General features: G+C 73.3%; 32 protein-coding genes and 1 pseudogene. 14 read left to right on the top strand and 19 right to left on the bottom strand.

Annotation, left to right across the window (positions count from 1 at the left end):
• Positions 1–13 precede the first annotated feature (13 nt).
• Positions 14–694: a maleylpyruvate isomerase family mycothiol-dependent enzyme gene (locus HZZ00_RS15870; RefSeq protein WP_180332787.1), complete on the top strand. Its 681-nt coding sequence runs from the start codon at positions 14–16 to the stop codon at positions 692–694.
• 10 nt (positions 695–704) lie between these two features.
• Here HZZ00_RS15870 and HZZ00_RS15865 read toward each other — a convergent pair whose 3' ends face one another.
• Entirely contained in the window at positions 705–1,445 is a 741-nt protein-coding gene (locus tag HZZ00_RS15865; protein ID WP_070025060.1) for a PIG-L deacetylase family protein, read from the bottom strand.
• Positions 1,446–1,637: 192 nt separating this feature from the next.
• On the opposite strand from HZZ00_RS15865, the gene asnB reads away from it, so the two are divergent.
• The 6 genes from asnB to HZZ00_RS15835 all read left to right on the top strand — a co-directional run bounded on the left by asnB (position 1,638) and on the right by HZZ00_RS15835 (position 8,903).
• On the top strand, positions 1,638–3,428 hold the full coding sequence (asnB, locus tag HZZ00_RS15860; protein WP_180332786.1) for an asparagine synthase (glutamine-hydrolyzing): 1,791 nt from the start codon (positions 1,638–1,640) through the stop codon (positions 3,426–3,428).
• Entirely contained in the window at positions 3,425–4,390 is a 966-nt protein-coding gene (locus HZZ00_RS15855; protein ID WP_180332785.1) for a PrpF domain-containing protein, read from the top strand. Before asnB ends, HZZ00_RS15855 begins: the two co-directional genes overlap by 4 nt.
• A gap of 128 nt (positions 4,391–4,518) precedes the next feature.
• Entirely contained in the window at positions 4,519–5,256 is a 738-nt protein-coding gene (locus HZZ00_RS15850) for an SDR family oxidoreductase (RefSeq protein WP_180332784.1), read from the top strand.
• 46 nt (positions 5,257–5,302) lie between these two features.
• Positions 5,303–6,886 carry a class I tRNA ligase family protein gene (locus HZZ00_RS15845; protein WP_180332783.1) on the top strand — a complete coding sequence of 528 codons (1,584 nt, stop codon included), beginning with the start codon at positions 5,303–5,305 and terminating at the stop codon, positions 6,884–6,886.
• Positions 6,887–6,992: 106 nt separating this feature from the next.
• Positions 6,993–8,312, top strand: a complete 1,320-nt coding sequence (gene mshA / locus HZZ00_RS15840) for a D-inositol-3-phosphate glycosyltransferase (protein WP_374028530.1) — start codon at positions 6,993–6,995, stop codon at positions 8,310–8,312.
• A gap of 267 nt (positions 8,313–8,579) precedes the next feature.
• A complete protein-coding gene (locus HZZ00_RS15835) occupies positions 8,580–8,903 on the top strand; it encodes a hypothetical protein (protein WP_180332782.1) in 324 nt (107 codons plus the stop codon).
• A gap of 53 nt (positions 8,904–8,956) precedes the next feature.
• Here HZZ00_RS15835 and HZZ00_RS15830 read toward each other — a convergent pair whose 3' ends face one another.
• From HZZ00_RS15830 to HZZ00_RS15805, 6 genes are all read right to left on the bottom strand, one after another.
• A complete protein-coding gene (locus HZZ00_RS15830) occupies positions 8,957–9,400 on the bottom strand; it encodes a Fur family transcriptional regulator (RefSeq protein ID WP_180332781.1) in 444 nt (147 codons plus the stop codon).
• Between the two features lie 107 nt (positions 9,401–9,507).
• On the bottom strand, positions 9,508–10,449 hold the full coding sequence (locus HZZ00_RS15825) for a helix-turn-helix transcriptional regulator (RefSeq protein ID WP_257585824.1): 942 nt from the start codon (positions 10,447–10,449) through the stop codon (positions 9,508–9,510).
• A gap of 211 nt (positions 10,450–10,660) precedes the next feature.
• Positions 10,661–11,521: a cyclopropane-fatty-acyl-phospholipid synthase family protein gene (locus HZZ00_RS15820; protein WP_180332779.1), complete on the bottom strand. Its 861-nt coding sequence runs from the start codon at positions 11,519–11,521 to the stop codon at positions 10,661–10,663.
• A 206-nt stretch (positions 11,522–11,727) separates the two neighbouring features.
• On the bottom strand, positions 11,728–12,201 hold the full coding sequence (locus HZZ00_RS15815) for a GNAT family N-acetyltransferase (protein WP_180332778.1): 474 nt from the start codon (positions 12,199–12,201) through the stop codon (positions 11,728–11,730).
• A gap of 97 nt (positions 12,202–12,298) precedes the next feature.
• Positions 12,299–13,282 (bottom strand): M56 family metallopeptidase, encoded by a 984-nt coding sequence (locus tag HZZ00_RS15810; RefSeq protein WP_180332777.1) that lies wholly within the window; start codon positions 13,280–13,282, stop codon positions 12,299–12,301.
• Entirely contained in the window at positions 13,279–13,671 is a 393-nt protein-coding gene (locus HZZ00_RS15805) for a BlaI/MecI/CopY family transcriptional regulator (RefSeq protein ID WP_180333538.1), read from the bottom strand. Before HZZ00_RS15805 ends, HZZ00_RS15810 begins: the two co-directional genes overlap by 4 nt.
• Positions 13,672–13,780: 109 nt before the next feature.
• Here HZZ00_RS15805 and HZZ00_RS15800 point away from each other — a divergent pair, with 109 nt between their 5' ends.
• The gene (locus tag HZZ00_RS15800) at positions 13,781–13,951 is read left to right on the top strand and encodes a hypothetical protein (protein ID WP_180332776.1); all 171 of its coding nucleotides are present in this window, start codon (positions 13,781–13,783) and stop codon (positions 13,949–13,951) included.
• Positions 13,952–14,013: 62 nt separating this feature from the next.
• Here the strand turns inward: HZZ00_RS15800 and HZZ00_RS15795 are convergent, their stop codons facing one another.
• The 3 genes from HZZ00_RS15795 to HZZ00_RS15785 form a co-directional block, all read right to left on the bottom strand.
• Positions 14,014–14,283 (bottom strand): metal-sensitive transcriptional regulator, encoded by a 270-nt coding sequence (locus HZZ00_RS15795; RefSeq protein WP_070025049.1) that lies wholly within the window; start codon positions 14,281–14,283, stop codon positions 14,014–14,016.
• 27 nt (positions 14,284–14,310) lie between these two features.
• A complete protein-coding gene (locus HZZ00_RS15790; protein WP_180332775.1) occupies positions 14,311–16,572 on the bottom strand; it encodes a cation-translocating P-type ATPase in 2,262 nt (753 codons plus the stop codon).
• A gap of 109 nt (positions 16,573–16,681) precedes the next feature.
• Positions 16,682–16,954 (bottom strand): heavy-metal-associated domain-containing protein, encoded by a 273-nt coding sequence (locus HZZ00_RS15785; protein WP_180332774.1) that lies wholly within the window; start codon positions 16,952–16,954, stop codon positions 16,682–16,684.
• A 178-nt stretch (positions 16,955–17,132) separates the two neighbouring features.
• Between HZZ00_RS15785 and HZZ00_RS15780 the strand changes: the two genes are divergently transcribed.
• On the top strand, positions 17,133–18,059 hold the full coding sequence (locus HZZ00_RS15780) for a hypothetical protein (protein WP_180332773.1): 927 nt from the start codon (positions 17,133–17,135) through the stop codon (positions 18,057–18,059).
• 46 nt (positions 18,060–18,105) lie between these two features.
• On the opposite strand, the gene HZZ00_RS15775 is transcribed toward HZZ00_RS15780, so the two are convergent.
• The 4 genes and pseudogenes from HZZ00_RS15775 to HZZ00_RS15760 form a co-directional block, all read right to left on the bottom strand.
• Complete coding sequence (locus HZZ00_RS15775; protein WP_257585823.1) at positions 18,106–18,636, bottom strand: GNAT family N-acetyltransferase; 531 nt, start codon at positions 18,634–18,636, stop codon at positions 18,106–18,108.
• Positions 18,637–18,693: 57 nt separating this feature from the next.
• Positions 18,694–18,822, bottom strand: coding sequence for a hypothetical protein (locus HZZ00_RS38365; RefSeq protein ID WP_257586050.1), 129 nt, complete (start codon positions 18,820–18,822; stop codon positions 18,694–18,696).
• A 52-nt stretch (positions 18,823–18,874) separates the two neighbouring features.
• Positions 18,875–19,055: pseudogene (locus HZZ00_RS15765) on the bottom strand (IS5/IS1182 family transposase); the annotation flags it as partial.
• A gap of 7 nt (positions 19,056–19,062) precedes the next feature.
• Positions 19,063–19,404 carry a hypothetical protein gene (locus HZZ00_RS15760; RefSeq protein WP_180332771.1) on the bottom strand — a complete coding sequence of 114 codons (342 nt, stop codon included), beginning with the start codon at positions 19,402–19,404 and terminating at the stop codon, positions 19,063–19,065.
• Positions 19,405–19,638: 234 nt separating this feature from the next.
• Between HZZ00_RS15760 and HZZ00_RS15755 the strand changes: the two genes are divergently transcribed.
• On the top strand, positions 19,639–19,854 hold the full coding sequence (locus HZZ00_RS15755; RefSeq protein WP_180332770.1) for a hypothetical protein: 216 nt from the start codon (positions 19,639–19,641) through the stop codon (positions 19,852–19,854).
• A 10-nt stretch (positions 19,855–19,864) separates the two neighbouring features.
• On the opposite strand, the gene HZZ00_RS15750 is transcribed toward HZZ00_RS15755, so the two are convergent.
• Together HZZ00_RS15750 and HZZ00_RS15745 are read right to left on the bottom strand one after the other, a co-directional pair.
• The gene (locus tag HZZ00_RS15750) at positions 19,865–20,203 is read right to left on the bottom strand and encodes a hypothetical protein (protein ID WP_180332769.1); all 339 of its coding nucleotides are present in this window, start codon (positions 20,201–20,203) and stop codon (positions 19,865–19,867) included.
• A gap of 85 nt (positions 20,204–20,288) precedes the next feature.
• Positions 20,289–21,257, bottom strand: a complete 969-nt coding sequence (locus HZZ00_RS15745; protein WP_180332768.1) for an SDR family NAD(P)-dependent oxidoreductase — start codon at positions 21,255–21,257, stop codon at positions 20,289–20,291.
• Positions 21,258–21,393: 136 nt separating this feature from the next.
• Here HZZ00_RS15745 and HZZ00_RS15740 point away from each other — a divergent pair, with 136 nt between their 5' ends.
• The gene (locus HZZ00_RS15740; RefSeq protein ID WP_180332767.1) at positions 21,394–21,921 is read left to right on the top strand and encodes an N-acetyltransferase; all 528 of its coding nucleotides are present in this window, start codon (positions 21,394–21,396) and stop codon (positions 21,919–21,921) included.
• Complete coding sequence (locus tag HZZ00_RS15735; RefSeq protein ID WP_180332766.1) at positions 21,918–22,061, top strand: hypothetical protein; 144 nt, start codon at positions 21,918–21,920, stop codon at positions 22,059–22,061. Before HZZ00_RS15740 ends, HZZ00_RS15735 begins: the two co-directional genes overlap by 4 nt.
• A 35-nt stretch (positions 22,062–22,096) precedes the next feature.
• Here HZZ00_RS15735 and HZZ00_RS15730 read toward each other — a convergent pair whose 3' ends face one another.
• Positions 22,097–22,777, bottom strand: a complete 681-nt coding sequence (locus tag HZZ00_RS15730) for a carbon-nitrogen hydrolase family protein (RefSeq protein WP_257585822.1) — start codon at positions 22,775–22,777, stop codon at positions 22,097–22,099.
• A 102-nt stretch (positions 22,778–22,879) separates the two neighbouring features.
• Positions 22,880–23,416 carry a hypothetical protein gene (locus HZZ00_RS15725; RefSeq protein ID WP_180332765.1) on the bottom strand — a complete coding sequence of 179 codons (537 nt, stop codon included), beginning with the start codon at positions 23,414–23,416 and terminating at the stop codon, positions 22,880–22,882.
• A 52-nt stretch (positions 23,417–23,468) separates the two neighbouring features.
• Here HZZ00_RS15725 and HZZ00_RS38360 point away from each other — a divergent pair, with 52 nt between their 5' ends.
• A complete protein-coding gene (locus HZZ00_RS38360; RefSeq protein ID WP_257585821.1) occupies positions 23,469–24,146 on the top strand; it encodes a hypothetical protein in 678 nt (225 codons plus the stop codon).
• Positions 24,147–24,162: 16 nt separating this feature from the next.
• Here HZZ00_RS38360 and HZZ00_RS15715 read toward each other — a convergent pair whose 3' ends face one another.
• Entirely contained in the window at positions 24,163–25,110 is a 948-nt protein-coding gene (locus HZZ00_RS15715) for a DUF2218 domain-containing protein (RefSeq protein WP_219014026.1), read from the bottom strand.
• Between the two features lie 118 nt (positions 25,111–25,228).
• Between HZZ00_RS15715 and HZZ00_RS15710 the strand changes: the two genes are divergently transcribed.
• Positions 25,229–25,801 carry a transcriptional regulator gene (locus HZZ00_RS15710; RefSeq protein WP_180332764.1) on the top strand — a complete coding sequence of 191 codons (573 nt, stop codon included), beginning with the start codon at positions 25,229–25,231 and terminating at the stop codon, positions 25,799–25,801.
• Positions 25,802–25,820 lie beyond the last annotated feature (19 nt).

Here is a 25,820-nt window from a genome sequence, read left to right as displayed (position 1 = left end):
GGAGCAGACAGAGATGTCCGAGCACAACCCGTACGCGGCGGCGGGCCGGGACCCCGGCCTTCCCGGCCGCCTGCTCCGCACCGAGCGAGACGCGCTGATGCCGTTGCTGCGTGCCGCTCCCCGGGAGCTGTTCGAACTGCGCACCGCCTGTCCCGGATGGACGGTGCGCCAGGTCCTCGCCCACTGCGGGGCGGCGCTGATCCGCATCGTCGAGGGCCGGCTGGAGGAGGGCGCGTTCCTGCCGGAGGCGAACGCCGCGGATGTGGCGGAGCGCGCGGACTGGCCGCTGGGGCGCGTGCTGGACGAGCTGGAGCAGGGGCTCACGGAGGCCGGTGACGTCATCGCCCGGCGCTGCGACGACCGGCTGGACGCGGTGGCGCTGGGCGAGTGGGTGCACGCCGGAGACGTGCGCGAGGCGTTCGGCGAGCGGGGGGCGTACGCCGGGGAGAGCGTGGAGCACGCCCTCCCCCTGCTGACGGCGACCAGCCGGCAGCGCGGCACCCCCGGCCTGCACGCCCATCTTCCCGGCGCCGACGCGCCGTTGCCGCTGGGGAACCCCTGCGCGGAGCGTCCCCTGGCGCAGTTCCGCGGGGACCTGCCGACGCTGATCCGGATCTACACCGGCCGTCCGCTCGTCGGCACCCGCTACCACCTCTCGGGCGCCACGGAGAAGGAGCTGTGCATCTACCGGTGAGCGGGGCGGCTCACTCGGTGCTGACGATCTGGAATGCCTCGGCGAGCCGGCCCGGGGGCAGTCCGCCCGCCCGGGCGTGCTCGGCGAGCCAGTCGCGCAGCAGCCCGGCGAGGTCCTCGAAGTGGGCCGTCTGCGAGGTGTGGATGCGCAGCGCCTCCACCTTGCGGGCGAAGACGGTGGTGACATCGACGTACTGATTGGGCGTCGGCCCGGTCATCAGCCACAGCTCGGGGACGATCCAGGGTTCGAGTCCCTCGCTCTTGAGGAGTTCCGGGTGCGCGAAGGGGTTGCGCGCCTCCGGGTAGATCGCCCGCAGGGCCGCGTCGCCGACCGCCCGGTGGTCCGGGTGCAGGTCCGCGACGCGCTTCCAGTTGATCTCGGGGCTCGGGATGATCGCGCGGCGCGGCCGGACCTGGCGGATGACCCGGCACAGGTCGCGGCGCAGCTCGGCGGTCGGCTCCACGAAGCTGTCCGGGTAGCCGAGGAAGCGCACGTCGTGCACCCCGCTGAGCTTGGCCGAGTGGACCTGTTCGGCGCGGCGCAGATCGGCCATCGCCTGGCGGGGCAACCGTTCGTCGTAGCCGCCCGCGTCGCCGTCGGTGACGATGCAGTAGGTCACGCGGGTGCCGTCGGCGATCCAGCGCATCACCGTGCCGCTGACGCAGAATTCGATGTCGTCCGGGTGCGCGGCCACGACGAGAAGACTCTCCGGCGCGCCGCGGTCGGGGGGATCGGCCTTGAACTCTTCCATGCGTCCACCCTGTTGGCCGGGCGGTGGCCGGACAAGGCGGTGCCGGTGGCGCGTCGACGCCATGACACTTACGCGCCAGACAAAAAATTGGTAGCTTCAAAACATTGTCGGGACCAAGTCTCGATCGGCGCCTGTCGCACACCCGTGTCCCGAAGTCCACGTCTCGGATCCACAGTCTCGGAGGCCACCAGCATGTGCAGGATCTTCGGCTCCTTCGCGGTCGCGGCCACCGGCGCCGAACTCGCCACGGTGTCGGCCCGGCAACGGCACGGGGGGCCGGACGAGCGCGGTGTCATGACCGGCCGCGGCTGGTCGCTCGGCTGCGACCGGCTCGCCGTGACCGACCCGGCGGGCGGCACCCAGCCCTTCACCCTGCCGACCGCGCCGGGCGTCGTGGCCGTGCTCAACGGCGAGATCTACAACCACCGGGAGCTGCGCCGCCGCCTTCAGGCGCGCGGTCACCGCTTCCCGGACCGCTGCGACGGCAGCCTGCTGCCCGCCCTGTACACCGAGTTCGGGACGGCCTTCGCCGACGAGCTGGACGGCATGTTCGCGGTCGCCGTCCTCGATCTGCGCGGCCCGCTGCCCCAACTGGTCCTCACGGTCGACGGCATGGGCATGAAACCCCTCCACTACCACCAGGGCGAACGCGGCGCCGTGCGGTTCGCCTCCGAGATCCCCGCGCTGCTCGCGTTCGACGGGGTGCCCGCCGAACCGCGCGAGGAGGCCCTCGACGCCGTGCTGTCCACCAAGACGCCGTTCGGCACGGAGACCGCCCTCGCGGGCATCCGCGTCCTGCCTCCCGGGAGCGTCGCGGTGGCCCGCGGCGCCGAGGGCCTGCGCATGCTGCGCTGCGGTCCCCGCGCCGCGACTCCGGACGCCGGACCCGCCCCGTCGGCCGCCGACGTGCTGGAGGCCCTGCGCGGCGAGGTGCACCGGCTGGCCGAGGTCGACGTGCCGCTGTGCGCCCTGACCAGCGGCGGCCTGGACTCCGGGCTGGTGACCGCGCTCGCCGCGGAGCACGTGCGCCCGCTGCACACCTTCCACCTCGGGTACCGGGGGCGCTGGCCGGAGGCCGAGCACACCTACGCGAGGGCCGTCGCCCGGCGCGTCCGCACCCGCCACCACGAGGTCTGCGTCGACCCCGCCGAACTCCCCTCGCTGCTCACCCGCACGGTGCGCCACCTGGGCCAGCCCAACGCCGACCCCATCGCCGTCAGCACCTACGCGCTCTTCCGGGCCGTCCGCGAGGCCGGGTTCACCGCGGCGCTCACCGGGGACGGCGCCGACGAGCTCTTCGGCGGCTACGACCGGGTGCGCACGGCACTGGCCGCACCCGCCGGGACCGACTGGACGGCGGCCTACGTGGACGCGCTGGCGGCGGCCCCCCGGCTGGTGCGGGAGTGGCTGTACACCCCCGAGTACCGGGCGTTCATCGCCGAGCGCGGCTCCGTGGCCGACCGGATCGCGGCCGAACTGCGCGCCTCCGGCGCCGACCGGGCCGGGACCTTGCAGACGTTCGAGACGCGCCGGCGGCTGCCGGCGTACCACCTGCGGCGCGTGGACCACCTGAGCATGGCGTGGGCGATCGAGGCCCGGATGCCGTTCTGCCAGCCGGGCGTGGCGGACCTGGCCCGCCGGCTGCCCACCGGACCGCGCACCGGGAAGAGGGCGCTGTACGAGGCCGGGCGAGGCCTGCTGCCGGCCCCCGTGCTCCGCCGGCCCAAACAGCCCTTCACCCTGCCGCTGTCGGCGATGCTCGCCGCCGACGGGCCGCTGCTGTGGTCCGTGCGGGAACTGCTCGCGCCCGCACGGCTCCGGCGGGGCGGCCAGCTGCGTGCCGACCGGGTGCAGGCGCTGTTCACCCGGCATGCCGAACGGCCCTCCCAGCAGGACGCCCTGACCCTGTGGGCGCTCGCCGTCCACGAGCTGTGGACCGATGTGGTCCAGGGGCTGCGGGTCTCGGCCGACGTCGCGGCGTGATCGCGGACGTCGTCCGGGCCGAGGGCGCGCCCGGCCCGACGCTCGTCCTCGACCAGGGCCGCCTGCCCCGGGGCGCGCTGGCCCTGCGCGGCGAACTCACCGCGCTGCGCCGCTGGTTGGAGGCGACCGGCCGCGGCCACGTACGCAAGATCGCGCTCGTCGGCCCCTCCCCCGTCGCGTCGTACGACGTCGACTACCGCTTCGTGCAGTGCCTGCGGGAGCCGGACGGCTTCGACTTCCGTGCCGGCTGCGGTCATTCCCTGCTCGCGGCCGTCGTCGCCTCCGGACGGCGGGGGCCGGTGCGGGTGCGCGCGGTGACCACCGGCGATCCGGTGCTCTGCCTGCCCCGGCCGGACGGCTCGTACACGGTACGGCTCGAACGGGCCGTGCCCTTCGACGGGTTGCTGCCCACCGGGCGGCCGCTCCAGCGGTTGTGCGGGCTTGCGGTGTCGCTGGTGCGCTACGGCAACCCCTATGTGTTCGTGGCCGCCCGCGACCTCGGCCTGTCCTCGCGCGCGGCGCTGTTCGGCGCCGGAGCCGAGGTGCTGGGACGGCTGCTCGGCGTACGGGCGGCGGCGGCCCGGCTGCTCGGGCTGCCGGCCGGGGGTGCCCTGCCGAAGGTCGCCGCGGTGGGCGCCTTCCTTCCCGGCCGCCTCTCGGTGCGCGCGGCCACCGTGACGGACTGGCATCCGGGGCTCGCGCTGACCGGCGGTGTCTGCCTGGCGGCGGCCCGCGGGGTGCCGGGGACGGTGCCCTGGCTGCTGTCCGAGGGTCCGCACCGGCCGCCGTGGGCGGCCGGGGACCGGGTGCGCCCGCTGCGGCTCGACACCCCGTCGGGCCCGGTGCTGGTGTCGGCCGCCGGGAGCGGGCGTCGCCTCGCGCACGTCGCCGTGCACGGCAAGCGCGCCCGGGTCCTGGAACGCTCCCTGACCCTTCCCTGGCGTATCCACGTCACGGCGTGAACGCGCACCGCCCCAGGCCAGAAGGATGACGCGGCTTTCTGCCAGGGTGGAGACAGCCCCAGAAATCCCGCCGAGGGCAACGGGGACGAGTCCCTGTCGCACTTTTCGAACCGGGGAGTGTCTCCGCCATGAAATTCCAGAATCTGCGCGTCGTGGTGACCGGTGCGTCCCGGTATTTCGGCCGGGCGATCGCCATCGGGTTCGCGCATCTCGGCGCCGAGGTCTTCGTCTCGGCACGCACCGTCGAGGCCGCCGAACGCACCAGGGCCGAGGTGCTGGGCGAGGCCCGCTCGCGCATCCACGCCTTCGGGTGCGACCTCAGCAAGCCGTCCGAGATCCAGGCGTTCGCGCGGCGGGTCGGCGAGCACACCGACCGGGTGGACCTGCTCGTCAACAACGGCGCCCGCTGGCTCGACGGGTTCGACCTGGAGGGCGCCTCCGACGAGTCGATCGTGGAGACCATCGAGTCCACGGCCGCGGGGACCGTGCTCATGGTCAAGCACTTCCTGCCGCTGCTGCGGCTCTCCCAGCGGCCCGACATCGTGAACATGGTCGCCGTCTGCGCCTCCGGCGAGGCGGCCGGCTCCCCCGCACACGAAGCGTTCTACGCCGCCAAGGGCGCACAGGCCGGCTTCGCCGACATCCTCGCCCGCCGACTGCGCCCTTCCGGGGTCCGGGTGTTCTCGCTCTATCCCCCGGACTTCTCCACCGCCGACCCGCGGTCCACGGAGTGGCAGGGGGCCGGCCTGGACCCCCGTTACGCCGACGAGAAGCTCACCACCCAGGCCCTGTTCGAATGCATCGTCTACGCGGTCGAGCAGCCTCGCGACTGCTTCATCCGTTCGTTCCACTTCGAGCCCCGCTGACGCTCGCGGCTCAGCAGTGCTCCCCCACCGCCAAGGAGCTCCGTCCATGAGCAGCCCACTCTGGATCACCGCCACCCCCCTTGCCAGTGACGGCGAACTGCACCTCGGGCATCTCGCCGGACCGTATGTCGCCGCCGACGTCCTCAGCCGCTCTCTGCGCGCCGCCGGACGGCCCGTGCTGTTCACCTCGGGCACGGCCGACCACGCCGAGTCCGTCGAGCTGCGCGCGGTGCGCGGCGGACGCAAGCCGGCCGAGGTGGCGGAGGGCTACCGGGCGGCGATCACCGCCGACTTGCTGCGCTCCGGCGTGGAGTTCGACCGCGTCGTCCACCCGGGACGCGACCGCGGCTACCGGCACTGGCTCCAGGAACTCTTCCTCGCCCTGTACGCGCAGGACGTCATCGTGCCCCGCACCCGGCTGGCGCACTACTGCGAGTCCTGCCGGCACTGGCTGCACGGGGCGTACGTCACCGGCGCCTGCGGTCACTGCGGGGCCCGCGGCGAGGGCGGCCCCTGCCAGGAGTGCGCCCGGCCCACCGAGGGCGAACTGACCGACCCCGCGTGCGCGTTGTGCGGGGCTCCGGCGCGGCCGCGCCGCTGCCGGCGTCTGTACCTGCCCCTGGAGCCGATGCGGGAACTGCTCGCGGACCACTGGCGCGGCGCGGGGCTGCCGCCGCGGCTCGCCGTGCTGTGCGAGAGCCTGCTGGAGGACGGGCTGCCCGACGTGCCCGTGAGCCACCCGGGCGACTGGGGTGTGCCGGTGCCCCTGGACGGCTTCGCCGGGCACCGCGTGGACGCCTGCTTCGAGGCCGCCGCGATGCACCTGTTCGGGTACGGCCACGACCAGCGGCCGCTGCCCGAACGCGCCGTGCACTTCTGCGGCTTCGGGCACGCCTTCTGCCATGTGGCGCTGCTGCCCGCGATCCTGGTCGCCCTCGGACTGAAGCTGCCCCAGGAGTTCCACGTCAACGAGACGTTCCACCACCCCGGTGCCGGAGAACGGCGCGAGGAGGGTGGCGCGTCCGCCCTGTGGGCGCTCGACCTGCTCACCGAGTTCGGGTCCGACACCCTGCGCCGCCATGTCCTGACGGCCGGGCCGCCGGCCCCGGGCGCCGGGGCGGGGCGCGAGGAGCTGGGCCGTACCCGGGAGTTCCTGGACGGCACCTGGAACAGCTGGCTGAGCCGGTTGTTCGCGTCCGTGCGCGAGGACAGCGCGGGCCGGGTCCCGGACGCGGAGCCCGGCGGCGAGGGCTGGCAGACCCTGCGCCACCGGCTGCACCGGGCCGCCGACGATGTGCGTGAGGCGTACGGCCCCGAGGCGTTCGACCCCCGGCGGGCGGTCGCCGTCCTGGACGAAGTGGTGCGCTGCACGGCGGACTTCGGGTACGTCAACCAGTTCGAGCGGCACCGGCCGTCCGGTGTCGAGCGCCATTTACCCGCTCTGGCCGCGCAGTTGGCGGTCGCGTCGGCGCTCGCCTCCTGGGCCTGGCCGGTGATGCCGGAGGGGGCGACGCGGCTGTCCCAGGCCCTGCGCGTGCCGGCCGGCGGGCCGGTGATCCCGGAGGCGCTCGCCCCGCTGCCCCCGGGGACGCGGCTGGCCCCGCCGTCCGGCCCGGTGTTCGGCTTCTGACCCACTGCTCCCGCACCTCGCGGGAGCCCCACGTGCCCACCCGCTCCTTCCCCCGGAGCGGGTGGGCACATCGGTTTGCGGATCCGTCAGCGAAGGAGTCCCTCTCGTGTCCCTGCGCATCGCCATGCTCAGTGTCCACACGTCGCCGCTGCACCAGCCCGGCACGGGTGACGCCGGCGGCATGAACGTCTACATGGTCGAGCTGTCCCGCGCCCTCGCCCGGGAGGGCGCGCGGGTGGACCTGTTCACCCGCTGCCTGGGCGAGGACCGGCCGCCCCGCGTCGAACTCGCCCCGGGGGTGCGCGTGCTGCACCTCGACGCCGGCCCCCGGCGGCCGCTGCCGAAGGAGGCCATGCCGGGTCTGGTCCCCGACTTCGCCCGTTCCCTGCTGGCGGCGACCGCCCACGGCCGCTACGACGTGGTCCACTCCCACTACTGGCTCGCGGGACAGGCGGGCGCCCTGGTCGCCGAGCACCGGCGAATCCCGCTGGTGCACACGATGCACACGCTCGCGCGGGTGAAGAACGCCTCGCTCGCCCCGGGCGACCGGCCCGAACCCGAGCTGCGGATACACGGAGAGGAGGCACTGGCCAGGGCCGCGGACCGTCTCATCGCCAACACCGCAGAGGAGAAGCTGGCGTTGCGGGAGCTGTACGGCGCCGACGCCGGCCGCACCGACGTGGTGCCGCCCGGGGTCGACGTGCGGATCTTCCGCCCGGCGGACGGACGGCGGGCGGCACGCGCACGGCTCGGTCTGCCGCAGCGCGGCTTCATCCCGTTGTTCGCCGGGCGCATCCAGCCGCTGAAGGGACCGGACGTCCTGCTCCACTCGATCGCCGCGCTGCTGCGCGAGTCGCCGGGGCTGCGGGAGCGGCTGCTCGTGCCGGTCGTCGGCGGGCTCAGCGGCGCGGGCACTCGCGCCCCTGACGAACTGCGCGATCTGAGCGCGCGTCTCGGTCTGCCGGACGTGGTGCGCTTCTGCCCGGCCGCCCCCCAGCACGAGTTGGCGGACTGGTACCGGGCCGCCGATGTACTGGTGATGCCGTCGCGCAGCGAGTCGTTCGGGCTGGTGGCACTGGAGTCCCAGGCGTGCGGCACACCGGTGCTGGCGGCGGCCGTCGGCGGACTGCCCGCCGCCGTGCGGGACGGGGTGACGGGACTGCTCGTGCGGGGGCACGACCCGGACGACTACGCGCGCCGGCTGCGCTGGTTCGCGGAGCATCCGGCCCGGGCGGCGGCCATGGGGCTCGCCGCCGCCGGCCACGCGCGCCGGCTGGACTGGCGGTCGACGGCCCGCGGGACGCTGGACAGTTACGCCCGTGCACTGCGGGACCGGGCGCCGAAGGCGGGGCAGGAACGGCGGCACGTCCCTGCCCCTGCGGCCGCTTCCTCCCGGAGGTACAAAAGGGCCGCTGTGCCAGCGTAGCATTTCATTTGGGCGGACCAAAGGTGCTGGCTCACCCAAAAAGGATGTCCGGCCTGATTTCTTCGGTTGGCCGGATAAAGCCACCCGCGGCGCACCCATTCGGCATCACCGGTCCCGGCGCTGTCATATCCGCGCCATGGCAGGTCCACGACTTGAGGAATCGTGGACTCGCAGTCCAAGGAGGGCGATTATAGAAATGTCTTCGGAAGCAGCCCGGCGGCACGGGCCCCGAAGGCGAAATCAATCGATCACTTCCTGGAGGAAATCGTGTCCGCGTCTTCCCGTCCCGCCGGCTTCCGCACCGTCGCCCGCCAGTTCGCCCTGGCCGCCCTCGTCTGTACCGCCGTCGCGGGCGGGGCGGTCGCGGCCACCACCGCGGGTGCCGATGCCGCGCAGCGCTCCGTGGCCGACAACAACTGGCCGGCCACGCCCACCCCCACCGCGACCCCGGCGGACAACAACTGGCCCAGCACCCCCACCCCGGCGGACAACAACTGGCCCACCAGCGCCACCCCGGTCGACAACAACTGGCCCGCCACTCCCGCGCCGACGGACGACAACAACTGGCCGGCGCCGCCCGCGGCGGTCTGACGCGGAGCCACCGGGCCGGGAGAGGCGCGTTCCGCCTCCCCGGCCCCGCCCTGTCACCGCCCCGCGCCGACGGCGGAACGACAGTCCGGGCACAGCCCCTTGAAAACAATGTCGGCGTCGTCCAGCTCCCAGTCCGGGAGATCTTTCCGCGGCAGCGCGGGGGCCTGGTGGGCGACATTTTCCACGCGTCCGCATTGCACACACAGCGCATGCTGGTGACGCGGTCCCGCAATTTCGAACACCGCCGGCCAGCCGGGCCGCTCGAATTTCGTCACCAAGCCCGCTTCCAGAAAATGCCGCAGCATTTCATAGACGGCCTGGGACGTGAGTGTGCCCAGCCGTTCACGCGCCGCGGCCGTCAGGCCCTCGACATCGAGATGTTCGCCCGCCGCGAGCACCTGCAGCACTTCGAGACGCGGACTGGTGACCCGCAGCCCTGCGTCGCGGAGTTGCCGGATCGCCGCCTCGCGCCCCTCTGCCACCGCTTCGCGTGCCATCTTCCCGCCATCTGGTGAGACCAAAAGTTTGCATGCATCGTACCTCTTGGTGTGACCAGAGCGCGGGCGCGGCGCAGGGGGGTGGCCGAGAACGCCCCCCCGGCGGATCAGTCGAGCCAGCCGAGCCGGGCGGCCCGTACTCCCAGCTCGAAACGGCTGGACGCGCCGAGTTCCTGCATCAGCTCGGAGATCATCCGGCTCACCGTGCGCAGCGAGACGCCCAGGCTGCGGGCGACCTTCTCGTCCTTCATGCCGGAGGCCAGCATGCGCAGCGCGGCGCGCTGCTGTTCCGACAGCCCGTCCCCGCCCCGCGCGGGCAGCACCTGCTCACCGTAGGGCGTGGCGGTGTGCCAGCAGTGCTCGAACAGGGTCCGGTAGGAGCGCACCAGGGCGGAGCCGCGGGCGAGGATGGCGCCGGCCGAGCCGTCCTCCGGGTCGACCGGCAGGAGGGCGAACTGCTCGTCCGCGATGATCATGTTCATGGGGACGACGGGCGACAGCCGCACCTGGACGCCGAGCTTCGCCTTCATCCGCAGGTGCTCCGCGTCCTCCGGGACCGAGGTCAGACGCTGGCTGAAAATGGAACGGACCTGGACGCCCTTCTCGATCTGCCGCCGGTCCCGGTCCAGGGCCCGCTCGGGGATCTCCCGGCCGCGCGCGATGGGGTGCATGGAGGCGAGGTTGCCCTGGACGGTCACCGTGATGTCCTCCAGCACCTGCTGGATCCTGCGGTAGTCGTGCAGGATCTCGATCTCCACGCCGACCGCCCGGGCCAGCGTCTCGGTCCGCAGGAAGTTGCCGGCGAGCGTCTTGAGCGTGTGATGGGCGCGGTCCGCCTGCTCCAGGTGGTGGCGCAGCCGGGTGCGCTCGCGTTCGAGCAGTCTGAGCAGGGCGATCTCCGGCGCGATGACGGTGACCACATCGGTCTCCGCCGCCTCCCCCGGCTCCGGCTCCAGGCGGCTCGCGTGCAGTTGGCCGGTCCTGACGACCAGGCCGAGGCCGGTCAGTTCCTCACGACATCGCGCGAGGTCGTCCTCCGACAAGTCCATCTCGGACGCGACCTGACGCAAGCTCGACGCCCCCCGCGCGCGTAGCTGCCGGTAGAGAGTGAGAGCCAGATCAGTGGATTGCGTCCCTGCACCGCCACTGCCATTGATCACCGTGAAGTGGCCCCCCTTGTGATTGTGCGAAGCTCTCCGATCACACTTTGTCACATAGGTGGCCAAGGATCTCCGATGCTGCTTAGTAATGTGATGCTCGTCACGAACGGAGGCGGCATACCAGCAGTACGCTCCGGGTCCGCTCGTCGAGCCGGTGCTGCCGCTCGTCGGCGACGCACAGGCCCGCGGCCCCCAACTCCCGGTGCAGGTCGGCCCGGTTGACGACCCACTTGTCGGTCGCCACCGACGCGGCGCGGACCTTGTCCCGTTCCGACCGCTCGATGGCGTAGGTGATGTGCTCGCGCATGGCCACCGGGTCGAAGTCCTGCCGCGCCACGACCCATTCGGCGGTTCCGTCGAACCTGGGCACCTCGAACGACCAGGCGCGGTGGGGGTGTTCGATCAGTCCGGCGGCGTCATGGGCGGTGTAGTCGAAGGCGAGCGCGCCGTCCGGTCCCAGGTGCTCGGCGATCTCCCTGAGCACCCGGGGACGGGACCACGGCGGGACCGCGGTGATCATCGCCCCTGCCATCAGGGCGAGTTGGTAGGACCGCCGCAGACGCAGGCGGAGCAGATCGGCGCGGGTGGCGGTGATCCGCTCGCGCACCCCGGGGCCGACGCGCCGGGCCCAGTCGAGCAGCCGGTGCAGGCTGCGCCGGTCCCGGTCGACCGCCTCCACCGTGAATCCGTGGCGCGCGAGGGGCACGGCGAGCCGGCCGGCGCCCGAGCCGAGATCGAGCACCGGCCCGCCGGTGCCCCTGGCCAGCGTCAGATAGTCCAGGATGTCGCCGCTGAACGGGCCGAGCAGGGCGTCCTGGAGCCAGACGTCCTCCGCCGTGAGCGGCGCGAGGCACTCCAGACCGGGGAGCCGGTCGGGCGGGGCCGGGGACACGGTGGCGGCCGGTGGAGCCAGGTCCGGTCCGGGCGCGGGCCGCAGCGGTGTGCCGGTCTGTGTGTGCATGGTTCCTCCAGGTGGCCTCGGCCGGTCCCGGCCCTCCGGGCGGGCCCCGTGCCGCCGGGGCCACGCCGCCCGACCATCGTGTCCGGGTGCGTCGGCGGCGGTCCAGCCAGGAGGAATGCGCGTTCACGCCAACGCGTGGGTACGCCATGGTTCGCCGCGGTCGCCGGCCTGTGCGACGGCTCCGGCGACGTCCGGACCCGCCCGGTTCACAGGACGCGGGTCAGCCGCCGTCCCTCGCCGGTGAAGCCGTGGGCCGTGAAGAAGGCCAGCGCGGGGTCGCCGTCCCGCAGCAGGGTCACCCCCTGGCGCCGCGCGTCCAGGGGACGCATACGGTCGCTGAGCGCGGCCAGCAGCGCGCCGCCGATGCCGCGGCGGCGCCGGTCGGGCGCGGTGCACAGGGTGTAGATCTCGCCCGCGCCGGCGCCGGGGACGCCGCCGGCCGCGGCGCCGGCGATCCGGCCGTCGGGCTCCGCCACCACCAGCCAGCCGAGCCAGCCGGGGGCGCCGCCGGGTATCCCTATCTCGGCGGCGATGCGTGGCAGCGAACAGTTCGTGCCCACCAGCCGTGCCACGTCGTCCGGCGCGAGCACCCCCGTGCAGCTGTGCCGTATCACCGTCGCGAGCAGGTGCGAGATCGGGGCCGCGTCCATGGCGACGGCGGGCCGTACGTCCACGCTCATCAGGGCAGAACCTCCCGTAGGCCGTCCTTGGTTCCCCCGATGCGAACAGTGACCACCCTATTCCGCTCGGCAGTCGAGAACAGACCGATGTGCGCCGTCACATACCGGGCCCCGGTACCGAACAGCACACGGCCGCCAGTGCGGGCAGGCCGACCGCCAGGGTCAGCACGAGCAGCGCCACCCCCTGCACCGTGGGCCGCTCGGTCGGCGGTTCGAGGATGCGCCGCATGCGCAGCACGGCCGACGACCCGCCCGCCGCAAGCGCCGCGTGCGGCGCCTGCCCGGCCGCGACCGCGTACAGGGCGACGGCGAGCGACCGGCGCGAGCAGCGGCGCAACGCCCGGTCGTCGGCGGCCATTTCGAGCAGCAGCGGTACCTCGTCGCGCACGGACCGGGCGAGCGGCAGCCGCCGCGAGAGGGCCCCCACCGCCGAGGCGGCGGCCGTGAGCAGGTGGTGGCGCCCGGTGATGTGCGCGCGCTCGTGCTCCAGCGCGGCCGCGAGCTGTTCCGCGGTCAGCGCGTGGACGGCGCCCTCGCTGACGACCACCTGGGGCGCCCGCCCGGGCAGACAGTAGACGGCGGGCGTGGTGTGCGGCAGCACGGTGGCGCGCAGTTCCGCGCGCCAGGTCCCCACCATCCGCACGAGTTCGGCGTGCCGGAGGCGGCGGCGCCGGAACTCGGCCAGTTCCCGTGCGAAGGCCAGGGTGAGGGCGAGCGGCGGGCAGACGGCCGCGGCGAAGCCCGCCCAGGCGCGGGCGCTGAACCGTCCCATGTCGTCCAGCATGACGGCGGCACAGCGCGCGCCTCCGCTGAGGAAACAGCCCTCGACCGTGTCGGACATCCGGTGGCTCTCCGCGACGGGGAAGAACAGCTGCAGCACGGCGAGGGACAGGGAGGCGGTGAGGACGATCACCAGCAGCCCCCACAGCCCGAGCGTCAGCCGCGGGGTCCGATGGGCCCAGGGGCTGCGCACGAGGAAGCGCGGCAGCACCACGCCGACCGCGGCGGCCACCGTCAACGGCGGCAGGACGTGGTGCAGGGGCAGCACGAACTCGCCGATACGGTAGAGGAGTTCGCTCACGACGGTCTCTCCGGTGGCGCCTCGCCGGCGGGCCGGTGCCCGGCGGCGCGGAGGGCGGCCTCCAGCACGGAGACGTCCTCCGGCGACATGTGCTCCACGAAGCGCTGGAGCGCGGCCTGCCGGTCCTCGGTGCTGCCGAGCGCCTCCTGCATCAGGCTCGCGGTGTACTCCTCACGGCTGCGCAGAGCCTCGTACAGCCATGCGCGGCCCGCCTTCTCGCGCCTCAGCATGCCCTTGCGGTGCAGTATGTCCGCGACCGTCATCACCGTCGTGTAGGCGACCTGCCTGGTCCTGTTGATGTCGTCGACGACCTCCCGGACCGTGGCGGGCCGTCCCCAGTTCCAGAGACGGTCCATGATTTCGGCTTCCAGACCACCGAGCCGTCGCACCTGTTCCCCTCCGCCGCCCGTCACCGAGGTGCTGCACATCGTAGGGCAAGCACCGTCGGTGCAGCATCACCATTGCTGCCCACATACCCGGTAGGGGTATGGTCGAAGCATGGTGGACTTCAGCCGGAACATCGTTGTCGGACAGGCGAAGGACGCATGCGCCAGGCTCTGCGGAGCGAGCCTGGGCGAGGCCGAACTGGTGCTGCTGCGCCAGGTGTTCGGCCTGTGCGTCGCTCTCGGGCTGCGGTTGCGCGCCGACTGCGCGGCGAAGGGGAGGTGACACGCGAGGGGGCCCCGGGCGGATCGCTCCGCCCGGGGCCCCCTCGTGCCGGAGGCCGGCCATCAGGCCCGGACGAGCCGGGCGATGGCCGAGGACGCCTCGCTGACCTTGGTCCTGGCCTGTTCACCGCCTTCCACGATGGCCTCCGTGACGCACGAGTTGAGGTGCTCGTCCAGCAGCGCCAGCGCGCAGGACTGCAACGCGGCGTTGGTGGCGGCGACCTGGGTGAGGACGTCGATGCAGTAGGCGCCCTCCTCGACCATCCGCTGCAGGCCACGGACCTGGCCCTCGATGCGGCGCAGTCGTCTCACGATGTCGTCCTGGTGGGCCACGGCGGCCTCCTTGTCCTGGTCGGCGGCTCAGCGGTCCGCCGGCTGGAAGCCGCGCAGCCGCAGGCTGTTGCCGACCACGAAGACCGAGGAGAAGGCCATGGCCGCGCCGGCGATCATCGGGTTGAGCAGGCCACTGGCCGCGAGCGGCAGCGCCGCCACGTTGTAGGCGAAGGCCCAGAAGAGGTTGGACCGGATGGTGCCCAGCGTCTTGCGGGACAGCCGGATCGCGTCCGCCGCGACCCTGAGGTCTCCTCGGACCAGCGTCAGGTCCCCGGCCTCGATGGCGGCGTCCGTCCCGGTGCCCATCGCGAGACCGAGGTCGGCCTGGGCGAGCGCGGCGGCGTCGTTGACCCCGTCGCCGACCATGGCGACCGAACGGCCCTCACCCTGGAGGCGCTTGACGACGTCCACCTTGTCCTGCGGGAGGACCTCGGCGAAGACGTGCTCGGGCGCGATCCCGACCTCCGCGGCGACCGCCTCGGCGACCGCCCGGTTGTCACCCGTCAGCAGGATGGGCGTCAGGCCCAGCGCGCGCAGCCGGCGGATGGCCTCCGGGCTGGTCTCCTTGACGGCGTCGGCGACCTCCAGCACCGCGCGGGCCTCGCCGTCCCAGGCCACCGCGATGGCCGTACGGCCGGCCGCCTCGGCCTGCGCCTTGGCGTGCGCGAGCTTGTCGGACAGCTCGATCGCCCACTCGCCGAGCAGCTTCTCCCGGCCGACCAGGACCGCGTGCCCCTCGACGATGCCCTGGACGCCGAGACCGGCGATGTTGGCGAAGTCCTCGGGCGTGGGCAGGGTGCCCACGCGGGCGGCGGCGCCCGCGGCGACGGCCTGGGCAATGGGGTGCTCGGAGGCGTGCTCCAGGGCGCCGGCCAGCCGCAGCACCTCGGCCTCGTCGGTGGTGTCGGCGGTGTGCAGGGCGAGCAGGGTCATCCGGCCGGTGGTGACGGTGCCGGTCTTGTCCAGGACGATGGTGTCGACCTTGCGGGTGGTCTCCAGCACCTCGGGGCCCTTGATCAGGATGCCCAGCTGGGCACCGCGCCCGGTGCCGACCATCAGCGCGGTCGGCGTGGCGAGCCCCAGGGCGCAGGGGCAGGCGATGATCAGCACGGCGACCGCGGCGGTGAACGCCTCGGTGATGCCCGCGCCGTTGCCGAGCCAGAACCCCAGGGTGCCGATGGCCAGTGCGATGACCACGGGGACGAACACCGCCGAGATCTTGTCGGCGAGGCGCTGGGCCGCGGCCTTGCCGTTCTGCGCGTCCTCGACGAGCTTGGCCATGCGGGCCAGTTGGGTGTCGGCGCCGACCCGGGTGGCCTCGACGACGAGCCGGCCGCCCGCGTTCAGGGTGGCGCCGGTGACGCCGTCGCCGACGCCGACCTCGACCGGCACGGACTCGCCGGTGAGCATGGAGGCGTCCACGGCGGAGGAGCCCTCGACCACGGTGCCGTCGGTGGCGATCTTCTCGCCGGGCCGGACCAGGAAACGGTCGCCGACCTTCAACTCCGCAACGGGGACGAGGTGTTCACGGCCGTCGCGCAGGACGGTGACTTCCTTGGCGCCCAGTTCCAGCAGGGCCTTCAGGGCGGCACCCGCCTTGCGCTTGGAGCGGGCCTCGAAGTAGCGCCCGGCCAGGATGAAGGCGGTGACGCCGGCGGCGGCCTCCAGGTAGATGTTCCCGGCGCCGTCGCTGCGCGCGATGGTCAGCTCGAAGGGGTGCCGCATCCCGGGCATGCCGGCGGTGCCGAAGAACAGCGCCCACAGCGACCACAGGAAGGCCGCCGCGGTGCCGACGGAGATCAGCGTGTCCATGGTGGCCGCGCCGTGCCGGGCGTTGGTCCAGGCGGCCTTGTGGAACGGCCAGGCGGAGTAGGTGACCACCGGTGCCGCGAGGGTGAGCGAGAGCCACTGCCAGTTGTCGAACTGGAGGGCCGGGATCATGGCCATCGCGATGACGGGCACCGCGAGCACCACGGCGGCGGTCAACCGCTCGCGCAGCGGCCGCAGTTCGTCGGCCTCCGGTGTGGCGCCGCCGCCGTCCCCGGATTCGGTGCGCGGCGGCTCGGGCTCGCGCGCGGTGTAGCCGGTGGCCTCGACGGTGGCGATGAGGTCGGCGACCGCGACGTCCGGACCGAAGCTGACCTTGGCCTTCTCGGTGGCGTAGTTGACGGTGGCCTCGACACCGTCCATGCGGTTGAGCTTCTTCTCGATCCGGGCGGCGCACGAGGCGCAGGTCATGCCGCCGATGGCGAGTTCGACCTCGGCCGCGCCGGGCGTGGTGGTGGTCATGTCTCTGCTCCTCGGAGCTGGTGGTGGTACGGAGTCGGGGCGGGCACCGCGGGCGGACGGCCCCGCCCCGACGCGGGTGGGCCGGGCGCCGGCGCCCGGCCGGGGCGGGTCAGGCGGTGGCCCGGCCCGCGAAGTCGTAGCCGGCCTCGTCGACGGCCTCGGCGACCAGTGCGTCCAGCGCCTCGTCGGCCGCGGCGGCGGGGGTCACGGTCACCAGGCCGGTGCCGATCTCGACCTCGACGGCGGCGACCTCGTCCAGCGCGCCGACCGCCTTGGCGACGACGCCCTGGCAGTGGGCGCTGCCGACTCCCTCGACCTTGTAGACGACCGTGGTCCGGGCGTCGGTGCGGCAGCTGCCGTCGGGGGTGCAGCAGTTCGACACGGGAACCTCCAATGTGACTCCGCGATACCCCCACGGGGTATCTTCGAACGGCTCCATGTATACCCCCCACCCGTATTCGACGCAAGCCTGGAGCCGGTTTGACTTCATACCCCCTGGGGGTATGGTGTGGCCACGGTCGGCCGCACCCGAAGCGACCGAGAGGGACGAGGAGTTGGCCATGAACACCGCACTGCGGATCACCGTCTTCGCCGCCGCGCTCGCCGCGACGTTCGGCACGGCGTACGGCGTCGGCAACACCGTGGGCACCATCACCCCGCAACCGAAGGGCGGCCATGCCATGCGGCACGCGTCAGCCGGCGACCACGACGACATGGCGTCCATGCCCGGCATGTCGTCCATGGACCACGACATGGCACCGGGCGGCCTGGAGGTCTCCAAGGACGGCTACACGCTCGCCCTCAAGACGTCGCGGGTGACGGCGGGCGAGCGGATGAAGCTGAGCTTCGCCGTCGTGCGCGACGACACGGGCCGCAACGTCACCGCGTACGAGAGCGAGCACGGCAAGGAGCTCCACCTGATCGTCGCCGCGCGCGATCTGACCGTCTACCGCCATGTGCATCCGACACGGGCCGCCGACGGCACGTGGTCCACGGCCGTGGAGCTGCCGCGGGCGGGCGGCTACCGCGTCATCGCCGACTTCCGGCCGAAGGGCGGCGAGCCCCTGGTCCTGGGCGCGGACCTGGCCGTCTCCGGGCACTTCACGCCGTCGGCGCTGCCCGGTCACAGCACGACCGCCAAGGTGGACGGCTACGAGGTGAGCCTCGCCGGCACACCCGTCCCCGGCAAGGCCACCCCGCTGACCCTCACCGTCTCCGAGGGCGGCCGCCCGGTACGCGACCTCCAGCCCTACCTCGGCGCCTACGGCCACCTCGTCGCCCTGCGCTCCGGTGACCTCGCCTATCTCCACGTCCACCCCACGGGCGAGCCCGGCGACGGCACCACCACCCCGGGGCCGCGGGTCTCCTTCCGCACCACGGCCCCCAGTGCGGGCGACTACCGCCTGTTCTTCGACTTCCGGCACGGGGGCAGGGTCCACACGGCGGCGTTCACGGTCCACGTGCCGGGAAGGACGGACGGGCACTGACCGGCACCTCGTGCTCGCCGGTCGAGGGTGACGCGCGTCCGTCGCGTCACACGGGCTCCGTCCACTCCTCGCGGAGCATTCCGAAGAGCACGCGGTCGTAGCGCTCCCCCTCGACCAGCACGGCCGACCGGCGGCGGCCCTCCTCCTGGAAGCCCAGTCGCGAGAAGGCGCGCACGGCGCGTTCGTTGCCGCTCCAGGTGTCCAGCTCCAGCCGGCGCAGACCGTACGCGCCGAACAGGTGGGTGACGAGCAGCCGCATCGCGTCACTGCCGTGGCCGCGGCCCCAGAACTCCCGCTCGCCGATGGTGACTCCCAGCGTCGCCACTCCGGCGTAGGGGTCGAGGTCGCGGTAGTCGGCCATGCCGATCACCTTCCCGCCGGCCAGCTCCTCGACCGTGAACACGGCCGACTCCCTCGGGCTCAGTCGCAGCATGGTCTCGAAGCCGAGCGCGATCGCCTCCGCCGTGACCGGGCCGAAACACGGGTCACCGGCCGCCGCCCACCGCACCACCTCCGGGTCGTTGCGCCACCGGACGTGGTGGGCGGCGTCCTCGGAGCGCAGCGCGCGAAGTCTCACCAGTTTTCCTTCGAACATTGTGCGAGCCTAAGGGCTGTCCCGTAAATGATCTCCTCGTCATCCCGGGCCGTCGTGTGGCCCGCCTTCCTGACCAGCGAGGGCGAGGTCGTGCATCCGCGCGGTGCCGGGCATGGCGTGGTGGACGCCGTCCGCCGTGCTCATCGTGGACGGCACGCTGGTTCCCACCCGCGACCACTCCGTGGCGGAGCAATCGAAGAACTACCGGTGCTCCACCGCTCACCAGGTCGTCATCGGCGAGCCGCTTGCGAGGCCGGAGCGCGAGCATCGGGCCCGAGGTGGTCGATGTTCCGGTCCGCCGCCGACTTCGAGACCCCGAAGAGTGGCGCGAACTGCCGCGGGCTCAGTCCGGTGAACGGGACCCTCCAAGACGGCTCCGATGCAGTGATCACACCAGCCACGGCAAGATCATCCCACTCCTTCCCGCCCGCTCTGCGCGAAGGCGATGCGGCAGCGTTCTACTTGGTCGGCGACCTGGTCCATGAACCAGCGCATGATCTCGTAGGGGACGACGTGCTCATCGTGGCTGTGGATGTGGACGGTCGGCTCCAGATGCGGATCCTCGTCGGGCACGAACGCCACTATGAAGGCCGCTCCAGGCAGCCACCTTTCCGCACCGGGGTGCTCGGCCCACGCGGACGGCGCCGGCACGGCCTCGCTCAGCTCCACAGCCCAGGCATCGTCGGGCAAGGCGTAGTGGAACTGGACGGCGTAGTGACGTCCTGCATGTTCTCGCAGCTCGGCTGGCATGGCGGCAGGCTGTCACAGACGCGAGGACCGAGTCACGACAGCCCCACCACATTTTACGGACACCCCCCTTGATCGGCCGCAGCGGGCGATCGGTCCGCCGGTGCCGCAGCCGGCCCGTGCTCCTCCCCGGCGGCCACCGCCCGTCAACGGGCGTTCCGGCGGCACCGGCCGCAGGGGGTCCGTGCGGCCCGTCCCGAGCTGCCGGGCCACGGCACCGGACGTACATTCGCGCTCATGGAGGAGATGCCGCGGCGCATCGATCCCGCCACGGACCGCACCGCCGCCGCGCACCTGCTGGACTGCCGGCCGGACGAGGTCGGCTACTGCCCGCGCTGCCACGGCCTCACCCACCGCTACGGCCGCCGGGCCCGGCCCATCTGCCCGGCGTGCCGGGCGGCCGAGGCGCAGCCGGCGGACACCTCCCCCGGCGCGTCCGAGCGCCCGCCCTGAGCCGCCCTCCTCACGCCCCCGCCACCCGCGAGTACCGCCACGTCAGCAGCGCCCCCGTCGCGCCGTACGCCATGAGCAGGACGCCGTTCCCGGCGTCCTGGTGCCGCGCGTCGGACTGCACCCACCGCTGCTCCTCGTAGGTCCGCGTGGCCACCGCGTGGGAACCGTCCAGCACCGAGCACCGGGTGTCGCCGGGCCGCATCGGCCCCGGGCGCTCCTCCCCGTCCGCGCCCACGTTCTCACCGGGGCACAGGACCTGCGACGAAGCCGTCAGGGAACCCACGAGATCCACCGCCCCCCACACCAGCGGTATGAGGAAGAGGCCCAGAAGGCCGACTCCGCGCTTCACGGAACTCACCGATCCCCACTCGCACACTTGACCGTCCCGTGCCGACCTTAGCGCCCGGCCCCGGCCGGACCGCGCCCGCCGGCCGCTATGCCCGGTCCGCGAACGCGTCGAGGCCGGTCAGTTCGGCGGACAGCGTCCACAGCCGGGCCGCCTGCTCCGGGTCGATCGCCCAGTCCTTGACGCCTTCGCGCTCGCCGTCGGCCGGCGCGGGCTCGGCGACGTCGCAGTCCTCCAGGTAGAGACCGCCGAGACCGTCCAGTTGCGGGGAGGTCGCCGCCCACACCTGGGTGGCCGCGCCCTGCTGCGGGGTCTTGAAGGCCTCGGGGTGGAGCACGGTGCCGTTCTCGTCGATCCAGCCGCGCTCGATCTGCTCCTCCTTGCCGAGGTGCCGCTGGAGCGGGGTGAGGATGCCGCCGGGGTGCAGCGCGAAGGCGCGCACGCCCGCGTCCCGGCCCAGCTTGTCGAGATGGACGGCGAACAGCACGTTGGCGGTCTTGGCCTGGCCGTACGCCTCCCACTTGTCGTACCCCCGACGCCAGTTGACGTCGTCCCAGCGGATGCCGCTGGCATGGTGGCCGCGGGAGGACACCGAGACGACCCGGGCGCCGCCCGCCGCGATCGCCGGCCACAGCCGGTTGACGAGGGCGTAGTGCCCGAGGTGGTTGGTGGCGAACTGCGCCTCCCAGCCGGGCCCCACCCGGGTCTCCGGGCACGCCATGATCCCGGCACTGCCGATGACCATGTCCAGCGTCCGTCCGGAGCCGAGGAAACGCTCTGCGAAAGCGCGCACGCTTTCCAGGTCCCCGAGGTCCATCTCGTCCACCTCGACGCCGGGCAGCCCGCCCAGCGCCTGCTCGGCGGTGTCCGGCCGGCGCGCCGGTACGACCACCCGGGCACCGGCCCTGACGAGCGAGCGCGTGGTCTCCAGGCCGATGCCCGAATAGCCGCCGGTGACGAGGGCGAGCCTGCCGGTCAGATCGATGCCCCGCAGAACGTCGTCCGCCGTGCTGCGGGCACCGAAACCGGACCCGATCCTGTGCTGTGCGGTAGTCATGCCCGGAACGCTACGGATTGGAGTGCCCTCGAAGTCAAGCGGCGCACGGGCCCGCGCGAGCGGCGGCAGGACCCCCGATGCGCCGAGCCCCGGGACGGCGGAACAAACGGGTTGCCGTGCCGTCGCGCCGGTCGGCATGCTCGGGACCGTGACCCCCGTACCCGAATCCGCCGGCTCCGGCATCGACGTCGTCGTACCCGTCGGCATCCGCGATCTGCGCCCGCGCGACCTGCCGGCCTGCGGCTGGTCGGGCTCGGCGACCCATGTGCGGCAGATCGGGCGGCAGTTGGCCCGTGCCGCGGCCGGTGAGGCGGACTACCTGGCGGTGTGCACCCCCGCGGACCTGCCGGTGGCGATCGGCGGCATCGACTACCGGGCTTCCGCGGGGGCCGGCACCCTGTGGCAGCTCGCCGTGCTCCCGGCGCTCCAGTCCTGCGGTCTGGGCACGCTGCTGATCCGCGCCGCCGAGCAGCGGATCAGGGACCGCGGCCTGCGCAGGGCGGAACTCGCCGTGGAGGAGGACAACCCACGGGCTCGCGCCCTGTACGAGCGCCTGGGGTACGCCGCGTACGGGCGCGAGCCCGACGCCTGGGACGAGGAAGGACCCGACGGGTCGATCCACCGCTACGAGACCATGTGCGTCCTCATGCGCAAGACCCTGTGAACCACGGCCCCGCCGGCGGGCCCCCCACCTCCGCGCCGCGCACCGGCCACCTCTTCGAGGCCGTGATGCGCGGGACACCGGGCGGCGCGGCGAGCGGCGACGCCGAGGGCACGGCCGTGGAGCACGGCAGCCCGCTGTGATCCGCCGGTCGCCGCCCCCGCGCGCCGACGCGGAGTCACGTGGTGAAGACCGCCCGCGCGATCTGGTCGGGGGCGACGCCCGCCTCCGCGACCTGTCGCCCGTCGGCGGACCAGATGCCCGAACGGCCGGACGTGCGGTCGAAGCCGCCACCGGTCGGACCGGCGAAGGCCGCCGTGGCGACCCACACACCGTGGTCGGCGGCGACCCGGCGGGCGCGCTCACCGTGGACCTCGGCCTCGTGATCGGCGTGGACGACCCCGGCCACGTAACCGTCGATCCCCAACGCGGCCGTTTTCGCGGCATGTTCGGGGATCCCCGTGTCACGGCAGACGGCCAGCCCCAGCCGCCATCCGTCCACTTCGATCACGGTGTGCTCCCCCGGCACGAAGTGCGCGGCCTCGCTGCCGTGCAGATGGACCTTCCCGTAGGCCACGCGCGCACCGTCCGCGTCCACCGCCAGGACGCCGATGCGCGGACCAGGGACCGGCGCGCCGACGAGCGCGAGCGTTCCGGTCTCGGCGCACGCGGCGACGATCGGGGCCAGCCGTTCGTCGTCCGGGGAGACCGGCGCCGCGTCCAGCCGGTACCCGGTCAGCGACATCTCGGGGAAGACCACCACTCGCGCGCGGGCCGCCCGCACGGCCTCCGCGTGCGCGACGGCGTTGACCGTCACGTCGTAGTCCGTGCACCTCGGCTGCGCCACCGCGATGCTCAACGACCGCTCCACCCCGTATCCCCTCGTCGAACTCGCGCTCATCCTACCGAGCGGCCGCACGGCGGGCCGCCGGCCACCGCCCGAGGCCGCCGGCGGAGGGCCTCAGGGGTTCCGCGACGGGACCAGGGCCCAGTCGGCGGCGTGGCCGGGCGGCAGGGCCAGGTCGCGGCGGACGGCCGCGTAGTAGCCCTCGCGGGCGGCGCGTTGGCGTGCGAGCATGCCGGACCAGGCGTCCGGATCGTGCGTCCCCTCGCGCAGGAACGCTTCCATCTCCATCACCACGACGACCCATTGGCGGGCCTTCTCCACCACGTCCCGGGCGCCGAGCATCAGCAGTGCCTCCCCGGCCGGGTCCCGGGCATCGGTGGCGGCGGCCACGGCCGGTGCCGCTTCCTCGGGCGACAGGGGGTGGGGGTGCGGGTCGTTGCCGAGGTGTGCCGCGATCCGGTAGGCCAGGGTGACGCTCTTCTTCAGCGCCCTGGCGTAGTCCGAGTAGGCCGTCAGCCGCCGCTCGTCCCAACGGGCCGCCTGCTCACGGCGGAAGCGGGCGCGGTCGCCGCGCGCACTCGCCCAGTACGACCCGAGGGCCCCGATCACCACACCGACCAGGGCGGGGAGTTGCTGTATGAACGCCGACATGGCCACACCGTATCGCCGCGCTCGCGCGGAGAGGGTCTCTGGAGTCGTCGGCATGCCGACAGCCGTCCACGCCCTCGCCCATTGCCCGTTGACCGCCGACGCCGTCGCGGAACTGGTCACGCTGCCGTTCGTGCCGCTCGCCGGCGAGGACGAGGACACGGTCGACGAGGAGCTGCGGCGGCGCGGCTGGCGGTGGGAGGCCGAGCTGGTCCGCGACTCCTTCCGCACCGGGTACGGGCATGTGCTGTGCAGCGAGGGCTTCAGCCCGTTCGGGAACCGGGAGGACCGCGCGTTCCTGGTCTTCGGCCAGGTGTACCCCGCCGATCCGCAGGATTCGACGATGGCCGACGCGACCTGGCTGAACGGGTACATGGAGGGCTGGGAGCAGGCGTCCGGCTGGAGCTCCCGGCGGCCCGCCACCGTCCAGGACTGCGAGGCCGTGCTCGCGCGGGCGGCCGGGGCCGTGACCGAGACGCTCGGCGCCGGTCCCGAGCGCACCCTGGTGTCCGACCACACCGTGGGCTTCGGCCTCGCGCTGACCCACCGGATCTGGCGCACCCCGACCCATGCCCTGATCCTCGGCCCGTCGGCCGACGCGGGCCCCTACGGCTACCTCACCCACCTCCGGCTCTCCCAGACCCCCCTGTCCTGCGCCCCCGGCCTGCCGCCCGCCGGCGCGGAGCACGAGGAGGCCCTGAAGACCTGGATCACCGCGCACACCGACCGGTGAACGCGGCGGCGCGGGTTCAGCGGCGGCGGGCCACGGTCACCCCGTCGCGCACCGGCAGCATCACCGACTCCACGCGTTCGTCGGTGGCGATCAGGTCGTTGAGCCGCCGCATCGCCGCATAGCGCTCCTCGTCGTACGCGGGGTCGAGGACCCGGCCGCCGAGGAAGACGTTGTCCAGGACGACGATGCCGCCCGGTCGCAACCGGACCACCAACTCCTCGTAGTAGGCCGGATAGTTGACTTTGTCGGCATCGATGAAGGCGATGTCGACGACCGGTTCGGGGCCGAGCGCGCGCAGCGTCTCCAGCGCGGGGGCGATGCGCAGGTCGATCCGGTCGGCGACGCCCGCCCGCTCCCAGTACGGCCGGCCGAGCGCCGCCCACTCCTCGCTGACGTCGCAGGCGAGCAGCCGTCCGCCGGGGGCCATGCCGCGGGCGATGCACAGGGTCGAGTAGCCGGTGAAGACGCCGACCTCGACCGCGAAGCGGGCACCCGTCAGCCGGGTCAGCAGAGTGAGCAGCGCGCCCTCGTCGGAGGAGACCTGCATGTGCGCGGCGTCGGCGGCCGCCTCGCGGGTGGCGGCGGCCAGTTCGCCGAGGACGGCGTCGGCCGGGGTGTGGTGGGCGAGCAGATACGCGTCCAGCGCGGGGTGGCCGGGTTCGAGTTCGCCGCCGTCGACCGGGGCACTCCAGTCGACGGCGAGCCGCTCCGGCGTGGCGAAGCGGACCAGGTGCCGGCCGATCAGTCCCTGCACGTGGGCCAGTGACTCGCCGTCGGGCGCGGTGGCGGTCAGTTCCAGGCGGTCCGCGGTGGGCGCCAGGGTGCAGGTGCCGGCGGCCACCGTGATCGTGCCCCGGCCGTCCGGGGTGAGCGCGGTGTCGGCCGTGTGGCCCAAGTGGGAGACGAGTTGCTCGAGATAGCGGGCGGCACGGGCGGTGGGAACGTGCGCCACGGCGAAGGGCATGGGACTCCTAGGGATCTCCGGTCAAGTGGCGAGATTCCTCGCCACTTCCTCGACGGGGATTCTGGAGCGGCCTCGGCGAAGTTGTCAAAAGAGTTTATTTTCCTGAACACTTCAGTCCATGGCAGAGCGACAAACGCCCGGCGGCACCGCCGAAGACACCCGTGACGAGCAGGGACACCTCGTGCTGCGCTCGCCCGAGCAGTTCAAGGCCCTCGGGCATCCACTACGGCACCGCATGGTCAACCTGCTGCGCCAACGGCCCGCGACACTGCGCCAGCTCGCCGGCGCGCTGGGGATGAGCAAGGGCACCATCGGCCACCACGTGCGCGTGCTGCGCGAGGCCGGACTGGTCCGGCTGACCGAGACCCGCCGGGTGCGCGGCGGCACCGAGCAGTACTTCGCTCTGGTCAGCAGCGGCTTCCGGGTGCATCAGGACGCCACGGTCGGCCCGGAGTTCCTCGTCAGGGCGGCGCTCGGCGAGATGCTGCCGGGCAGGCGGGACGAGCCCTCGCACACGGCGCTGCGCCACCTCTGGCTCACCGCCGACGAGGCACGCGCGCTGGAGGCCCGGTTGCGCGCCCTGACCGACGAGCCGCATCCGGCCGACTCCACACGAGGGGAGCCGTACGGGCTGCTGATCAGCCTCTTCCGCGCCGACGTGCCCAGCCTGCCCCCCGAGGACGAGCACTGAGGCGGTGGGTGCGGCACGT

Source organism: Streptomyces sp. NEAU-sy36, from assembly GCF_013423905.1.
GTDB lineage: Bacteria > Actinomycetota > Actinomycetes > Streptomycetales > Streptomycetaceae > Streptomyces > Streptomyces misionensis.
Note: the sequence above shows the minus strand (reverse complement) of the source record. Positions and strands in the feature narration are given on the sequence as shown.

Coding starts and splice junctions, on each gene's coding strand:
- HZZ00_RS38360 (WP_257585821.1), top strand. CDS start 23,469: ATGCCGACAGCCGTCCACGCCCTCGCCCATTGCCCGTTGACCGCCGAC.
- HZZ00_RS15815 (WP_180332778.1), bottom strand. CDS start 12,201: ATGAGCGTGGACGTACGGCCCGCCGTCGCCATGGACGCGGCCCCGATC.
- HZZ00_RS15790 (WP_180332775.1), bottom strand. CDS start 16,572: ATGACCACCACCACGCCCGGCGCGGCCGAGGTCGAACTCGCCATCGGC.
- HZZ00_RS15830 (WP_180332781.1), bottom strand. CDS start 9,400: ATGGCACGCGAAGCGGTGGCAGAGGGGCGCGAGGCGGCGATCCGGCAA.
- HZZ00_RS15745 (WP_180332768.1), bottom strand. CDS start 21,257: ATGACTACCGCACAGCACAGGATCGGGTCCGGTTTCGGTGCCCGCAGC.
- HZZ00_RS15800 (WP_180332776.1), top strand. CDS start 13,781: ATGGTGGACTTCAGCCGGAACATCGTTGTCGGACAGGCGAAGGACGCA.
- HZZ00_RS15725 (WP_180332765.1), bottom strand. CDS start 23,416: ATGTCGGCGTTCATACAGCAACTCCCCGCCCTGGTCGGTGTGGTGATC.
- asnB (WP_180332786.1), top strand. CDS start 1,638: ATGTGCAGGATCTTCGGCTCCTTCGCGGTCGCGGCCACCGGCGCCGAA.
- HZZ00_RS15825 (WP_257585824.1), bottom strand. CDS start 10,449: ATGGACTTGTCGGAGGACGACCTCGCGCGATGTCGTGAGGAACTGACC.
- HZZ00_RS15870 (WP_180332787.1), top strand. CDS start 14: ATGTCCGAGCACAACCCGTACGCGGCGGCGGGCCGGGACCCCGGCCTT.
- HZZ00_RS15715 (WP_219014026.1), bottom strand. CDS start 25,110: ATGCCCTTCGCCGTGGCGCACGTTCCCACCGCCCGTGCCGCCCGCTAT.
- HZZ00_RS15760 (WP_180332771.1), bottom strand. CDS start 19,404: ATGCCAGCCGAGCTGCGAGAACATGCAGGACGTCACTACGCCGTCCAG.
- HZZ00_RS15740 (WP_180332767.1), top strand. CDS start 21,394: ATGCTCGGGACCGTGACCCCCGTACCCGAATCCGCCGGCTCCGGCATC.
- HZZ00_RS15710 (WP_180332764.1), top strand. CDS start 25,229: ATGGCAGAGCGACAAACGCCCGGCGGCACCGCCGAAGACACCCGTGAC.
- HZZ00_RS15755 (WP_180332770.1), top strand. CDS start 19,639: ATGGAGGAGATGCCGCGGCGCATCGATCCCGCCACGGACCGCACCGCC.
- HZZ00_RS15820 (WP_180332779.1), bottom strand. CDS start 11,521: ATGCACACACAGACCGGCACACCGCTGCGGCCCGCGCCCGGACCGGAC.
- HZZ00_RS15850 (WP_180332784.1), top strand. CDS start 4,519: ATGAAATTCCAGAATCTGCGCGTCGTGGTGACCGGTGCGTCCCGGTAT.
- HZZ00_RS15845 (WP_180332783.1), top strand. CDS start 5,303: ATGAGCAGCCCACTCTGGATCACCGCCACCCCCCTTGCCAGTGACGGC.
- HZZ00_RS15780 (WP_180332773.1), top strand. CDS start 17,133: ATGAACACCGCACTGCGGATCACCGTCTTCGCCGCCGCGCTCGCCGCG.
- HZZ00_RS15865 (WP_070025060.1), bottom strand. CDS start 1,445: ATGGAAGAGTTCAAGGCCGATCCCCCCGACCGCGGCGCGCCGGAGAGT.